The organism is Paraburkholderia fungorum (assembly GCF_046026025.1).
Classification (GTDB): Bacteria; Pseudomonadota; Gammaproteobacteria; order Burkholderiales; family Burkholderiaceae; genus Paraburkholderia; species Paraburkholderia fungorum_E.
On sequence record NZ_JAQQFL010000003.1, the window covers coordinates 330430 to 344336 of the forward strand.

Annotated in this window: 12 protein-coding genes and 2 riboswitches; of the genes, 7 read left to right on the forward strand and 5 right to left on the reverse strand. The window is 59.8% G+C overall.

Features of this window, described 5'->3' with window-relative positions; genetic code table 11:
* The first annotated feature begins 222 nt into the window (after positions 1-222).
* From PQR67_RS05770 to PQR67_RS05780, 3 genes are all read left to right on the forward strand, one after another.
* Entirely contained in the window at positions 223-1587 is a 1365-nt protein-coding gene (locus PQR67_RS05770; protein WP_408455673.1) for a DUF1214 domain-containing protein, read from the forward strand.
* A 380-nt stretch (positions 1588-1967) separates the two neighbouring features.
* Complete coding sequence (gene ilvD / locus PQR67_RS05775) at positions 1968-3830, forward strand: dihydroxy-acid dehydratase (RefSeq protein WP_408455676.1); 1863 nt, start codon at positions 1968-1970, stop codon at positions 3828-3830.
* 59 nt (positions 3831-3889) lie between these two features.
* Positions 3890-4849: an alpha/beta fold hydrolase gene (locus PQR67_RS05780; protein WP_408455679.1), complete on the forward strand. Its 960-nt coding sequence runs from the start codon at positions 3890-3892 to the stop codon at positions 4847-4849.
* A gap of 27 nt (positions 4850-4876) precedes the next feature.
* On the opposite strand, the gene PQR67_RS05785 is transcribed toward PQR67_RS05780, so the two are convergent.
* Entirely contained in the window at positions 4877-5314 is a 438-nt protein-coding gene (locus tag PQR67_RS05785) for a MerR family transcriptional regulator (protein WP_408455682.1), read from the reverse strand.
* Positions 5315-5384: 70 nt separating this feature from the next.
* Here PQR67_RS05785 and PQR67_RS05790 point away from each other — a divergent pair, with 70 nt between their 5' ends.
* A complete protein-coding gene (locus PQR67_RS05790) occupies positions 5385-6620 on the forward strand; it encodes an NADH:flavin oxidoreductase/NADH oxidase family protein (protein ID WP_408455685.1) in 1236 nt (411 codons plus the stop codon).
* Between the two features lie 100 nt (positions 6621-6720).
* On the opposite strand, the gene mntP is transcribed toward PQR67_RS05790, so the two are convergent.
* Positions 6721-7290: a manganese efflux pump MntP gene (gene mntP / locus PQR67_RS05795; RefSeq protein ID WP_408455688.1), complete on the reverse strand. Its 570-nt coding sequence runs from the start codon at positions 7288-7290 to the stop codon at positions 6721-6723.
* 10 nt (positions 7291-7300) lie between these two features.
* Positions 7301-7467: riboswitch (yybP-ykoY riboswitch) on the reverse strand.
* A gap of 95 nt (positions 7468-7562) precedes the next feature.
* Positions 7563-7750: riboswitch (yybP-ykoY riboswitch) on the forward strand.
* A 9-nt stretch (positions 7751-7759) separates the two neighbouring features.
* Here mntP and PQR67_RS05800 point away from each other — a divergent pair.
* The gene (locus PQR67_RS05800; RefSeq protein WP_408455691.1) at positions 7760-8350 is read left to right on the forward strand and encodes a TMEM165/GDT1 family protein; all 591 of its coding nucleotides are present in this window, start codon (positions 7760-7762) and stop codon (positions 8348-8350) included.
* A 123-nt stretch (positions 8351-8473) separates the two neighbouring features.
* On the opposite strand, the gene PQR67_RS05805 is transcribed toward PQR67_RS05800, so the two are convergent.
* The gene (locus PQR67_RS05805) at positions 8474-9127 is read right to left on the reverse strand and encodes a TetR/AcrR family transcriptional regulator (protein ID WP_408455694.1); all 654 of its coding nucleotides are present in this window, start codon (positions 9125-9127) and stop codon (positions 8474-8476) included.
* A gap of 226 nt (positions 9128-9353) precedes the next feature.
* Between PQR67_RS05805 and PQR67_RS05810 the strand changes: the two genes are divergently transcribed.
* Complete coding sequence (locus PQR67_RS05810) at positions 9354-9755, forward strand: nuclear transport factor 2 family protein (protein WP_408455697.1); 402 nt, start codon at positions 9354-9356, stop codon at positions 9753-9755.
* Positions 9756-9821: 66 nt separating this feature from the next.
* Positions 9822-10577, forward strand: coding sequence for an SDR family oxidoreductase (locus PQR67_RS05815; RefSeq protein ID WP_408455700.1), 756 nt, complete (start codon positions 9822-9824; stop codon positions 10575-10577).
* A 94-nt stretch (positions 10578-10671) separates the two neighbouring features.
* Here PQR67_RS05815 and PQR67_RS05820 read toward each other — a convergent pair whose 3' ends face one another.
* Positions 10672-12120: an aromatic amino acid lyase gene (locus tag PQR67_RS05820; protein ID WP_408455703.1), complete on the reverse strand. Its 1449-nt coding sequence runs from the start codon at positions 12118-12120 to the stop codon at positions 10672-10674.
* 84 nt (positions 12121-12204) lie between these two features.
* Positions 12205-13563 carry an MFS transporter gene (locus PQR67_RS05825; protein ID WP_408455706.1) on the reverse strand — a complete coding sequence of 453 codons (1359 nt, stop codon included), beginning with the start codon at positions 13561-13563 and terminating at the stop codon, positions 12205-12207.
* Between the last annotated feature and the right edge of the window lie 344 nt (positions 13564-13907).

Genomic DNA, 13907 nt, shown 5'->3' on the forward strand with positions numbered 1-13907 from the left:
ATACTCCGCCATTAATCGGGTTTTAAATCCAGCAAGATGACCATGATCGTTTTGCTTTCAGATTTTCAATCATTTCAATAACAGATGGCCTTCGTTATTCGGCGAAATATTCGATTTGCATGCGGGTATTCCGGATCCTTCTAATAATCCCCGCGGTACGCTTTCAACGTTGTCGGGTTCAATGTAAGCTTGCCTCCACTCATCTAAAACAAGGCTAAATAAATGTTGAACACCTTGAAAGCGCCGAAATGGGCCTGCTCCGTGATTGCGGCTGGTTTGATCGGTTTGGGCATCGCTGCCTGCAGCTCGCCGGGGACAAACGTGGCGGCCAATGCGAGTGCGAATGTCCCGTCTGACGAGCAGATCGTGTCGTCCTGGCATTACCTGTACGGGCGCTATCTGGTGTTACAGCAGGAGAACTACGACATCAACGTCGAGAAGGTCGGCTACAACAAGATCAAATACAATCCGCTGGGTTCCGCCCAGTTCGTGAATCCGAACCTCGACGTGGCCTACCTGGAAGCCTGGCTTGCGGCGGACAAGGATCACGCAGTTATCCTGAGCGTTCCTAAAGTCACGGGCCGCTACTACACGGCTCAGTTGCTCGACGGTTGGGGCGAAGTCATTACCAACATCAATGAGCGCACGTATCCGGATCACCCGTATGGCAAGTTTGCGCTGGTGATCAAGGGGACCAATCCGCCGGTGCCGGCCGATGCGGTCAAGATCGAATTGCCGTCGGCCAAGGCAAAATTGCTGGCGCGTGTCGAACTCAAAGGCTCACCCAAGGTTGCTGTGAGGTTGCAGCATCAATTCACCGTCAATGCGTCGCCCGATACGCAGATTGATCCGGCGTTTCCTGTGCCCGTCTTTACGCCGACCGCGCCCATCGGCGCCGAGATTTTCGATCGCGTAAGCGAAGTATTGGCCACCTATCCGGATGCGATGCCGAAGGCGGCTGAATATCAGGCAGCGGCAATCAACGTTGGCAACTACATGAAGAGCAGCGACGCTGCCCGCAAACGCGTGAACGATGTTGTCAAGACCCGGGCACTTCCGGCGTTCCTTGCCTATGCCAAGGGTTTCGGCACGCAGAAGGACGGCTGGTCGGTGAGTTACGTGGCGGGCAACTTTGGCAACGACTACGTCTCGCGCGACATCATCAACTACGGTGGTTTGTGGGCCAACGTGATCAGCGAAGCGATCTATTTTGTGGGACTGAACGACAGCGACAAGCAACCGCTCGACGGCAGCAAGACCTACGAGATCCGCTTCCCGAAGGGCGAAAAGCCGGATGGGCACGTCAAGGGATTCTGGTCGGTGACGTTGTACAGCGTGCCGGACTATCGCGTTGTGCCTAACGCATTGCACCGCTATAACCTGAACAACGTGTCCCATCTGAGGGCGAATGCGGATGGCAGCACGAGCATCTGGCTTGCACCGGCACGACCGAAGAACGTGCCTCAAAGCAACTGGTTGCCTACGCCGGCGGGCAAGGGCTTCGCGCTGAACTTCCGTACCTATGTTCCGAAGGACGAAGTCCAGCAAGGTGAATGGTTCCCGGCACCGATCAAGGCTGTGAATTAACTTTATCGAAGCTGGCGGGCTCGCTGGTTCAGTCTGTCCGGGCATGCTCCCGGCAGACTGGGCTGGCGCCCCATGAGCCGGGTGCCCACCGGACGTTCCATGTTCCAACCGCCGTGGCTGCCGTTCCAGGCCCAGCATTCCGGCGCCTTCCTGCCTTAGCCGATTGTCGATTAATATCTTTTACGACCTAATTGCGCCGTAAAAATATATTGGACGTCTTACCGGCGTTCTCGCACTATTCGTACATTCCCAGCTCACACCGTGCGCCATCGCGAGCCACCGCTTGTGGGTTATCGGTATGCCGTCACCGTTCTTGACTGCGCATTGACCGGCCTGGGCACAATTCCAATTTTGACGTCCCCCAATATCTGAGGATACAGATGCCTGACTATCGTTCACGAACCTCGACCCATGGCCGCAACATGGCTGGCGCCCGTGCCTTGTGGCGCGCCACCGGAATGAAGGACGGTGATTTCGGCAAACCCATTATTGCGGTGGTGAACTCGTTCACCCAGTTCGTGCCGGGCCATGTGCATCTGCGCGACCTGGGCGCGCTGGTGGCGAGCGAAATCGAAGCGGCCGGCGGCGTCGCCAAGGAATTCAACACCATCGCGGTGGACGACGGCATTGCCATGGGTCACGGCGGCATGCTGTATTCGCTGCCCTCGCGCGAGCTGATTGCCGACTCGGTGGAATACATGGTCAACGCGCACTGCGCCGACGCCATGGTCTGCATCTCCAATTGCGACAAGATCACCCCGGGCATGCTGATGGCCGCCATGCGCCTGAACATCCCCGTCGTGTTCGTCTCCGGTGGTCCGATGGAAGCGGGTAAGGTCAAATCGCCGACCGACGGCCAGGTGATCGCCAAGATCGATCTGATCGACGCCATGATCAAGGCGGGCGACTCCAGGGTCAGCGACGCGGAAGTGGCGGAAATCGAGCGCAGCGCCTGCCCGACGTGCGGTTCCTGCTCCGGTATGTTCACCGCGAACTCGATGAACTGCCTGACCGAGGCAATCGGCCTGGCGCTGCCTGGCAACGGCACGATCGTCGCCACGCACGCATGGCGCAAGGGTCTGTTCGAACAGGCGGGCCGCCTGATCGTGGACCTGTGCCGCCGCTATTATCAGGAAGAAGACGCGTCAGTCCTGCCGCGCAATATCGCCAGCAAACAGGCTTTCGAGAATGCCATGGCGCTCGACGTGGCCATGGGCGGTTCGACCAATACCGTGCTGCACCTGCTGGCCGCGGCGCAAGAAGGCGGGGTCGATTTCACGATGTCCGACATCGATCGCATCTCGCGCAAAGTGCCGTGCCTGTGCAAGGTGGCGCCCGCCACCGACAAGTACCACATCGAAGACGTGCATCGTGCCGGCGGCATTCCCGGCATTCTCGGCGAACTGGCCCGCGCGGATCTGCTCGACCTCTCGTGCGGCAACGTGCATAGCGGCACGCTGGGTGATTCGATTGCCAAGTGGGACATCGCCGGTGGCGCGGGCGAAGCAGCACAGAAATTGTTCCGCGCGGCCCCGGGCGGCATTCCGACCACCGTTGCGTTCAGCCAGGAAGCCACGTTCGCGTCGCTGGATACCGACCGCAAGACCGGTTGCATCCGCAGCAAGGAGAGCGCGTATTCGAAAGACGGCGGCCTCGCCGTGCTGTATGGCAACCTCGCGGAGAAGGGTTGTATCGTCAAGACCGCGGGTGTCGACGAATCGCAGTGGGTTTTCTCCGGGCGCGCACGCGTTTTCGAGAGCCAGGACGACGCCGTCGAAGCCATTCTGGGCGACAAGGTCGTAGCGGGCGACGTGGTCGTGATCCGTTACGAAGGTCCCAAGGGTGGTCCCGGCATGCAGGAAATGCTTTACCCCACGTCGTATCTGAAATCCAAGGGCCTGGGCAAGAACTGCGCGTTGTTTACCGACGGCCGTTTCTCGGGCGGGTCGTCCGGGCTCGTGATCGGGCATGCGTCACCGGAAGCAGCCGAAGGCGGCACGATCGGTCTGGTGGAAGAGGGCGATGTGATCGAGATCGACATTCCCAACCGCAAGATGCACCTGGTGGTATCGGACGCGGACTTGGCGCGCCGTCGCGAAGCCATGGAGGCACGCGGCGACCAGGCCTGGATGCCGGTGAACCGTGAGCGCGTGGTGTCGCAGGCGTTGCAGGCGTATGCCGCGCTGGCGACCTCGGCCGACCGTGGCGCGGTGCGGGACCTCTCGCAACTCAAGCGTAAGTGATGTGAAACGGCCCTGTCGCTGCAAGGCGATCAGGGCCAATTCGATCGGACAGGTGCCGCATGATTCAGATCGAGACTGGGGACTTTGCCACCAACGGCATCGAGCTACGCGCCGACATTGCCGGCAGCGGTATACCGGTCCTGCTTTGCCATGGATTTCCTGAATCGCGGCATTCCTGGCGCCGCCAGGTGCCGGCGCTCGCTGAAGCGGGATATCGAGTCATCGCTCCCGACATGCGAGGCTATGGTGGCAGCAGCGCACCGGAAGCGATCGAAGATTTTACGATTCTGCATCTGGTGGGCGACCTGGTCGGGTTGCTCGATACGCTCGGGCATCCGAAAGCCGTGATCGTGGGGCACGATTGGGGGGCGACGGTCGCCTGGACCGCAGCCATGTTGCGGCCCGACCGGTTTATCGGCGTCGCGGGACTGTCGGTTCCGTTTATCCCTCGCACCGCCTCCGCGCCGCTCGCGACTCTGCGTCGGCTGGGGCGGGAGCGCTTCTACTGGCTCTGGTTCGAACTGCGGGGCCGCGCCGAAGCCGAACTTGACGCGGATCCGGCGGAAAGCCTCCGCCGCATTTACTGGGGCCTTTCTGGCGCAGCGCCCGATCCGCTCTGGAACGGCATGGTCGCCGAGAGCGGATTTCTTGCGACTATCCCGGTACCTTCCGGCCTGCCGGACTGGTTGACGCCGCAGGACCTTAGCCTGCAGACAGCGGCTTTCGCTCGCGGCTTTCGTGCGCCGCTCGACTGGTATCGCAATCTCGACCGGAACTGGGCGTTGCTCGGCGCCTTTGCCGGGGCGCGCATCACCCAGCCGTCGATGTTTCTCGCGGGCGCGCGCGATCCGGTGGTGAATTGGCGACGTGACGCGTTCACTGCCCACCCGGAGACTTTGCCGGGCCTTGTCTCCAACACGCTGCTCCCAGGCATCGGCCACTGGATACAGCAGGAGGCGCCGGAAGCGGTCACGGCGGCGCTCCTCGACTTCCTGCGGACCATCAAGGCGCCAGACTAGCCGCCAATGGGTTCGCGCTGTCGTGCGCTACCGCGCGCGACGTTTCGCGCGGCGCACCGGTTCCTGCTGCTCTGCCAGAAGGTGATGGGTCAACTCCTGGCTGTCGACGCAATGTCCCGCAGCCCACGCTTCGCTGAGCGTGGTGCGAAGCGTGCGTACCGCCTTTCGCTGCGTGCGCAGCTCGGTCATGAGTTGCTCGATTTCGTCGAGCCGCATATCGAGTGCATGCAGCAAATCATCTTTCGGACAATCCTCGGGACCGGACAGCGCCTCCCGTAGTCTGTCGAGCGGGAAGCCGAGATTCTGCGCCAACTGCACCATGCGCAGACGCTCAACGGCTACCTCGGAGTAGACGCGATAACCGTTGGCAGTGCGTTCCGGTGCGGGCAGCAGGCCACTCTGCTCATAAAAGCGAATAGCCGACGGCGCGAGGCCGGTTTTTTCCGCGAGTTCGCCAATTCTCATAACGCTTGACCTTCAAGTTGACTTGAATCTTAGTATAGCGGCATCACTCATTTTGCAGGTCAATGTCGCCATGACTTCATCGCTATTTACACCCGTGCAGTTGCCCAACGGCAGTTGGCTGCCCAACCGTCTGGCCAAAGCGGCAATGGAAGAAAACCTTGCCGACGCGGGGCAATTGCCCGGCGAGGTCATCCATCGCCTGTACCGTTCGTGGGCCGAAGGCGGCGCAGGTCTTATCGTCACGGGTAACGTCATGATCGACGGCCGGGCTTTGACCGGACCAGGCGGGATCGTGCTTGAGGCCGATACGCCGCTTGCGCCATTCGTGCAATGGGCACAAGCGGCACGCAGCAACGGCGCCCAGGTGTGGATGCAGATCAATCATCCGGGCCGGCAGGTAATGGCGGCGATGGGCGGCAAGGCGTGGGCGCCTTCGGCGATCCCGTTGGCGCTCGGCAAACACAGCAAGCTGTTCGCGCAACCGAGCGCCATGAGCGAAGACGAAATCGGTGAAACCATCACCCGCTTTGCGGCAACGGCGCGTGCGGCCGAGCAGGCGGGATTCACCGGCGTGGAAATTCACGCCGCACACGGCTATCTGATCTCGCAGTTTCTTTCGCCACTGACCAATCGCCGCACCGACCGTTGGGGCGGCGATCTTGCCAACCGTGCCCGCCTGTTGCTGGATGTGGTCCGAGCGGTACGCGCAAAGGTTTCAGCGGATTTTTGCGTGGCCGTCAAACTGAACTCGGCTGACTTTCAGCGTGGCGGCTTTTCGGAAGAGGACGCCCGGCAAGTCGTGCTGTGGCTCAATGAGCTGCCAGTGGACCTGGTCGAGCTATCCGGGGGCAGCTATGAAAGCCCCGCGATGCAGGGCGATACCGCCGACGGCCGCACTCTCGCGCGCGAAGCCTATTTCCTTGAGTTTGCCAGGGATCTGGCCGGCGTCGCCGCGATGCCTGTCATGACTACCGGCGGTATCCGGCGGCGTGCTGTGGCCGAGCAGGTGCTGGACAGCGGCGTCGCGGTTGTAGGGATGGCCACTGCGCTCGCCGTGATCCCCGATCTGCCCGCGCGCTGGCGGGCAGGCGCGGATCTGGGGGCGCAGATTCAGTCGATTGAATGGCGCGACCGGGCGCTCGCGGGGCTGGCCCGCATGGCGGTTGTCAAACGTCATCTGCATACGCTTGGCGCAGGAGGTACGCCCCCTGCACGGTATTCCGTGGTTTTGACATTGATTCTCGATCAACTGCGCACCCGCCGGCTGACGCGGCGCTACCGCCAATGGAAGCAGGCAGTCGCGTGAAGCATCAAAGCCGAGGCGCGGAACTGGGAGAACCCCGGCCCCAGGGAGATTGCGCTCGCGCCTGACGCTCACCGTCGTCAGCGGGGCCGTCGATCGATGCTTAGCCGAAGATCTTCAGGTGCTCGGCCAGAATGGTGCTGCCGATTCCGATCAGCACGACGCCACCGGCCATCTCCGCGCGTCTGCCCACGACGTGGCCAATGACACGGCCGAGCATGACGCCGATTGTGACCATTACCATGGTGGCGAGGCCGATTGCGGCTGCCGTCGAATAGATGTTGACGTCGACAAAGGCGAGGCCCGCGCCGACCGCCATCGCATCGATGCTGGTGGCGAAGCCGGTCAATGCCAGCAACCAGAACGAATGGGTTGCTGCCTTTTTCTCCTCGACGTCTTTGGCGGTCAAGCCGTTCAGGACCATGCGGGCGCCGAGCACGAATAGCAGCGCAAACGCGATCCAGTGATCCCATGCGGAGACATATTGGGCTGCTGCTTTACCCAGGAACCATCCGATCAGCGGGGTGATCGCCTCGATGACGCCGAAGATGAGTCCCGTCCTCAGCGCTTCGCGCCAGTGAGGACGATTGAGCGTGGCGCCTTTGCCGATTGCCGCTGCAAAGGCATCGGTAGACATGGCGAAAGCAAGGAATAGCGTTGCGACAGGATTCATGGAAGGAGAGGCTCAAGGTCGGGCGGAAAACCGCGACACACCGCCGCGCCCGACCGGTCGCGTGGTGTGTCGATGGTCTTGCCAACCAAAGGGCTACCTGCACCACGGTCTGTGCGACCGAGAATGTTGACGCAGGCGCTTCTGGGTAGAAGCCGGCTACTCCCCAAAGACAGACGCGAGCATATCACGATAGAAAGCATTTCGTAATAATAGCTGAGGGCTTTCGGCGTGACGACTTGCTTGCTTATGCAGCATACGACGCGATAAAATCGCGCCTGCTCATTGGGGAGTAGCCGCCTCGAACGCCATGTTCGAGGGCGCATGTCAACATACTTGGCGAGTCGAAAGACCTGCCATGGCGTGCGCAGCTAAATGCCTGGCAAGACCGATGACACGCATTCCGACCTAACCGGGTCGCCGGAATGCGCGTCATCGCGTACTTTCAGCGCGGCCCGGGTACAACAACCCCATGCAATCCTTCCTCGTCTCGACCAGTGTGGTCGGCCTCGCTGAAATCGGCGACAAGACTCAACTGCTGTCCCTGGTACTGGCTGCGCGATATCGCAAGCCGATTCCTATTGTCCTGGGTGTGCTTGCGGCGACGCTCATCAACCATGCGGCATCTGGCGCGCTGGGGGCATGGCTTGCGAGCATTCTGAGCCCAGGGATCCTGAATTGGGCAGTCGTCGCGTCATTTGCTGTCATGGCGGTGTGGATTCTCATTCCAGACAAGCTGGACGACGCCGACGCGGTATTGACGAAGAATTCGATGGGCGTCTTCGGCACAACGGCCGTCACGTTCTTTCTCGCCGAGATGGGCGACAAGACTCAAATCGTGACCATCGCACTCGCTGCGCGCTTTCACGAGTTCTTTGGCGTGGTTGCGGGCACGACGCTGGGCATGATGCTGGCGAATGTGCCGGTCATCTATCTTGGGCACAAGTTTGCCGACCGCTTGCCGACAAAGGCCGTTCACATTCTTGCCGCCATTATCTTTGTCGTACTCGGCGGATTCGCGCTGAGAACGGCGCTCTATCCGACGGCACACCCGATGTTCTAACTTGCCTTATGACCGCCTGGCGCACGCCGCGAGGCGGGATGAGGTTGAACCGGCCGTCTCTCGCGCGCGAACGCCGCTTGCCGGTGCGGATCGCCGGCGCGGTCAGGGCTCACGCCGTCGCGCTCACGTTCGGGCCTGTTTCGATCGGCGCGCGTGTCCGTGCGATTGAGTTCCGGGTTGCGTGTCCACCGTGCTGAGGAGATGCTGGCGGCCCTCGTCGAGAATTTCATCCGCGAGCGCCGGGTCAATGTCAGCAACGGCACGTGAAAGCAGCAGCGTGCCGACCATCTGGCTGAACAAAGCGATCGCCTTTCTGCGACTGCCTTCACTGACCCCGTCTCTCTCTTCGATGACCTTGGCGAACCGTTCGAGGTTCGCCGCGAGGCCTTCCGCGTAAGAGCCACGGGCCACGTCGTCAAACCGGCGTGCGTCGCCGACAAAACCGGACAAGGGGCACCCCGCCTCGATATTCCCGCGATGCTCGGCGGACAGATACCACCGAATGTTTTGTGTCACCGGGTCGGCGTCTACCGATCTGGAGCTTGCGAGCTGGGTGGCAAAGGCCTCCCCACCTTCCTCCATCGCCTTTTCCATCACCGCGGCGACCAGCGCGTCTTTTGATTTGAAGTGGTTGTAAAAACCACCCTGCGTGAAGCCCGCCGCCTTCATCAGCTCGGCGAGCCCGACCGCATCGACGCCGCGCTCACGAAACAGCTTCTCGGCGGCGGCCACGATCGCGTGGCGGTTTTCAGCCGCCTGTTGCCTGGAAACACCCACTCTCCCTCCTTTGGCCAAACACGGCCCAATCAGATCCATCAAAAAATACAATGTCGATCACCATTGACATCGTTATGTCGGGCGACCACAATTCACCTCAATGACAATGTTACTCACCATTGTCTTAAGTATAGCCTTCTTTGCCTGAACGTCCAGGTAGCGGGGGCACAACGGCTATCTGACGCCTGAGCGCGTCGTCAACTGAATCGTTAAAGAGGGACTCAACATGGCGAAGACAACCCCTGAGCAGAACAAGGCGGTCGCGTTGGAAGCATTCGACACCCTGTTCAACAAGCGCGACTACGCTGCCGCCGAGCGCTTGTGGTCCGACCGCTACATCCAGCATAGCGCCCACATCGCACCGGGACGCGACGGTCTGTTCGATCTGGTTCGCGCGCTGCCAGATACCGCGCGTTATGAGAACCATCTGATGGTGGCCGAGGGCGACTACGTCATTGCGCATGGACGCTTCTCGGGGATCGGCCGCTCCGCCGCGTGGATTGCCGCCGACGTTATCCGCTTTGAAGACGGCAAGCTCGCCGAACACTGGGACGTTCTGCAGGACGAAGCGACCCGGGCCGAATCCGCGAGCGGTCTGCCGATGTTCGGCGAGCGGTTTCCGGCCTGAGCGTATCGAGCTTAACTACAGCAACCTCAATTTCAAACTCAACTGCAACATCAACAGGAAACGATCATGAAACTCACAGGAAACACGATCTTCATCACGGGCGGCGGTTCGGGCATTGGCCGTGGATTAGCCGAGGCGCTCCACAAGCGCGGCAACAAGGTCATCATCAGTGGCCGCCGGCGCAGCCATCTCGACGAGGTGGTCGCGGCGAATCCCGGCATGGCTTCAATCGAGCTCGACATTACCGACCCGGCCAACATCGAAAAGGTAGCGGCGCAACTGATCGCGGACTATCCCGACCTCAACGTGCTGATCAACAACGCCGGGGTCATGCAGCCTGACCAGGCAGGCGGGCACATCGACGATGCGCTGATGGTGTCCACCATCACGACCAACCTCATGGGGCCGATCCGCATGACGTCGGCGCTGATCGATCATCTCAAGACTAAAGAGGACGCTGTCGTCGCCTATACCAGTTCGGTGCTGGCCTTTGTTCCGCTGGCGGTGACGGCAGTGTATTCGTCGACCAAGGCGGCGCTGCATTCGTATATTCTTTCGCAACGCTTCATGCTGAGGAATACGAAGGTTCGCGTGCTCGAGATCGCGCCGCCCTGGGTGCGCACGGACCTCATGAACAGCCGCGAAGCCGAACAGGCGATGCCGCTTGAGCCCTTTATCGACGAAACGATCGCTGTCCTCGGAACGGATGTGGATGAGGTGCTGGTTGAAGGTGCGAAGCAGTTCCGCGGAAACCCGGGGCCTGGCGAGCACGCCTTCGTGAATGGCTTGAATGCGCAGATGGTGGAAGTGTTTGGTGGGTGAATTACTGCCTCGCGCATAGATGACGCGGGCAGCTATGGCTAGTTCGCAAAAACCCGGCCCGGAAGGCGGGTTTTTGCCACGAGAAAAACGCAACTCACGCTACGATCGCACTCAGGTCATATTCCCTCGATTCGAGGGCGGCCAGCAGTGGCGTGGGATGAGGCACCCGCTCGTGTCCAGCCGCATAGGGCACAAGGCCTCGGACGAATTTTAGAAGCTTCGTAGTCGAGGCCCCAAGCGGTGTGGCTTTACGTATTTCAACGGCTTGAGCGGCAACCATCAGCTCCATCGCAAGAAGCGACTTGCAAAGCTCTGCCGTTTCGCGCGCGCGGCGTGCCGCGACGGTCGCCATGCTGGCGCGATCGAGGTTGCCGTTCGAATGGCTGGAACTGGCCAGTTCGATTACCGTCGGTGCTGCGAGCAGGCGCGCCTCCGACGCCAGCGACTTGTGAAATTGCGCCAATCCGTTGAATCCGGGTAACCCAACGCTGTCCTCGTCGATCAAACCCACAGGGAGTCCGGACCAGAACGAGTCCGTCAGTTTTGCAACGCGCTCCGTGGCGCTGGTGACAACGGGCGACAAGGCTAACCTCACGGTGTCGAGCGCCATCGACAGCGACAGCATGTCGAAGTTGGCCACCGACACCAGTGTGTCGTCCTCGATCGACACGATAGGGTTGTTCTGACTGGCATTCAGTTCGATGGAGATCTGTTTCTCGGCGAATGCAAAGCTATCGAACGCATTTCCAAATGTAATCGGCAGAGAACGAAAACAAAGGGGGTCTTGCAGATGACGCGGACCATCGCTTCCCAGAATGTAGCTGCCATCAAGCTGCGCACGAATCAACTCAGCGGCGATCCGCAGTCCTTCCAATGGTCGTGAACGAATCGCAGCGGGCGAAAGAATGGACGGGTTGGCGGCGAAACCTTCCATGCTCAACGCAGAGGCGATGGTCCATGATTTCAGCAGGCGCCGCAGATCGTCAATGGCCATAGCGGCCGTGCCGAGCGAAAGTGCGCTGGAATTGAGAAGCGCCAGCGCTTCGCCTGACGTCAACGTGATGTCAGCGTAGAGCGCCAAAGCCAGATCCGCCACCGGCGACATGTCACTCTGACCTATCGATCCCCACTGATGCACACGAAACGTTCGGCGGCTATTGAGCGCATCGACCAGCATGGTGGCTAGCAAGGGGCGAACGCCGAGCCTGCCGGAGGCCATGGAGTTCACGAGAATGACCATCATCGCGCGCACAATTTCGTCTGGCGCCGTGGGTCCGTGGCCGAAGTTGTGGGTCTGTAAAAGCCGGCGGTTGAATTCTTCAATACGTGCCGGTTCGAGCGGAACACCTGTCTTGGCACCCACGCTGGTTGTCACGCCATAAACCCGATCGCCGCGGGTGACCGCTTGCTCCACGACTCGCCGGGCAGCGTGCATGCGTTCCATGGCTTCCGGAGCAAGAGCGACATGTGCATCGAACCGCGCAATCTCCACCACGTGTCGCGCTGTTAAGGTTTGACCATCAATAGTCACTGTTTTGCTCATCTGAAACTGCCTCCGGCTTGTTGTATGGATTGGCTAAGCCCGTTCGTCCTGCCGTGGTCGTCCACGGCAGAGAAGTGAATCAGATCAATTTGCCTTTCGTGCAGCCTGGCAGGCCTGAGCACCGAGATCAACGAGATCAACGTCGTTCTCGGCGAACTCGCGGTTGCCATGGTCTGTCAGGGCGCTATTTATGTCGGATTCCTTATAGAACAGCAGTGAAACGGCGCCGAGTATCAGAAAACCGACCAGATAGTGAGCCGGCATGAGCTTGTCGCCGGTTTTCGCGACCAACCATGTCAGCAGAAACGGTGTGAACCCACCCAGCAATGACGCAGCCAGATTATAGGTAATGGACAGGCCAGTCGAGCGGATATGCGTTGGAAACAGTTCCGCAAGTGTTGCCGACACGGGGCCCAAGGTGGCTGCCATGAGCAATGCAAATCCCAGCTCCATGATGAGTAGAGACGTGGTGGTCGGATACATGTTCAACCAGATAAACGCGGGGTAGATCAGCAGCGCGAAGAGAATGAGCGCTACCCCCATGATTATCTTGCGGCCGATCTTGTCAGACAGATGGCCAAAGTACGGAACGAGCGCCATTCTTACCAGTAACGACACCGTGAGAACGATGAACGGTGCGTTCAATGAGGTCTTGAGGGACTGAACCGCGTAGATCGGCAGGTAGGCGATCAGCACATAAACCATGATGTTCGTCACCGCGCTCAACGCGAAAGACACAAACAGTTCCGCAGGGTAGCGGCGAAATATTTCCGCGATCGAGACTTTATTGTGTTGCGTTTCTTTCAGGAAAATTTCGGGTTCCTGCAGATTGCGGCGAATATAGAAGCCGATCGGCCCAATGATCAAGCCAAGCAGAAACGGAATTCTCCAGGCCCATGACGACAATGCGTCGGCGGTGAACACGCTCGTTAGCAGGGCGCCCATGAGCGTCGCCAGAAACACGCCGATCGACTGCGAGAACATCTGCCAGCTACCATAGAAACCTCGCCTTCCGGGCGGCGCGTATTCGATCAGCAGCGCGGTGGCACTGCCGAACTCACCGCCGACCGAAATGCCCTGCAGTATCCGTGAGCAGACAACAATGATCGGGGCAAGAATACCGACCTGGCTATAGGTCGGCGAGAAGGCCAGCATGGCTGTTGAAACGAGCATCAGGAGAATCACAAAAGACAGCGCCGCTTTTCTCCCGGCACGGTCTGCATAGATACCAATGGCAATCCCGGCTATGGGCCGGACGACGAAGCCGACGCCAAAAGTAGCCGTGGTCAAAAGCATTGAGGTAACGGGATTATCGGCAGGGAAAAACTGTTTGGCGATAATGACGGACAGGTACCCGTAAACCAGAAAGTCATACCATTCGAGTGCGTTGCCCACGGTGGATGCCACTACCGCTTTCCACGGGACCTCTTTCTTGATCGCCACAGTCTCCTCCTTATCTGGATCTTGATTATTTTGTCCAGAATTTAAATTTGCGAATTAGAAGATTAATGCTGAAGACATTGCATTGAGCCATGTTGCATGGCCCGAAATATCCTGTCTTTCATTGAATATCTGCAGCGCGGACGGCGCTAAAAAATAGATCGACTACACGGTCGCTGGCGAAGAAATGGAATGTGTCCAGCGATACCCGCGATAAACTCTTCTATTCGACAAATGGTACGGTGTGCCCTGCCTGCGGCCAAGCACAACTCCGCGAAATTCCACCTGCCGGAAAGGAGGGGAAGCGACCCCCGGTTGTGACTGGCCGATAGCCGCACAGCCGCCAG

Coding starts and splice junctions, on each gene's coding strand:
- mntP (WP_408455688.1), bottom strand. CDS start 7,290: ATGAATCCTGTCGCAACGCTATTCCTTGCTTTCGCCATGTCTACCGAT.
- PQR67_RS05770 (WP_408455673.1), top strand. CDS start 223: ATGTTGAACACCTTGAAAGCGCCGAAATGGGCCTGCTCCGTGATTGCG.
- PQR67_RS05820 (WP_408455703.1), bottom strand. CDS start 12,120: ATGAGCAAAACAGTGACTATTGATGGTCAAACCTTAACAGCGCGACAC.
- PQR67_RS05790 (WP_408455685.1), top strand. CDS start 5,385: ATGACTTCATCGCTATTTACACCCGTGCAGTTGCCCAACGGCAGTTGG.
- PQR67_RS05815 (WP_408455700.1), top strand. CDS start 9,822: ATGAAACTCACAGGAAACACGATCTTCATCACGGGCGGCGGTTCGGGC.
- PQR67_RS05785 (WP_408455682.1), bottom strand. CDS start 5,314: ATGAGAATTGGCGAACTCGCGGAAAAAACCGGCCTCGCGCCGTCGGCT.
- PQR67_RS05800 (WP_408455691.1), top strand. CDS start 7,760: ATGCAATCCTTCCTCGTCTCGACCAGTGTGGTCGGCCTCGCTGAAATC.
- PQR67_RS05810 (WP_408455697.1), top strand. CDS start 9,354: ATGGCGAAGACAACCCCTGAGCAGAACAAGGCGGTCGCGTTGGAAGCA.
- ilvD (WP_408455676.1), top strand. CDS start 1,968: ATGCCTGACTATCGTTCACGAACCTCGACCCATGGCCGCAACATGGCT.
- PQR67_RS05780 (WP_408455679.1), top strand. CDS start 3,890: ATGATTCAGATCGAGACTGGGGACTTTGCCACCAACGGCATCGAGCTA.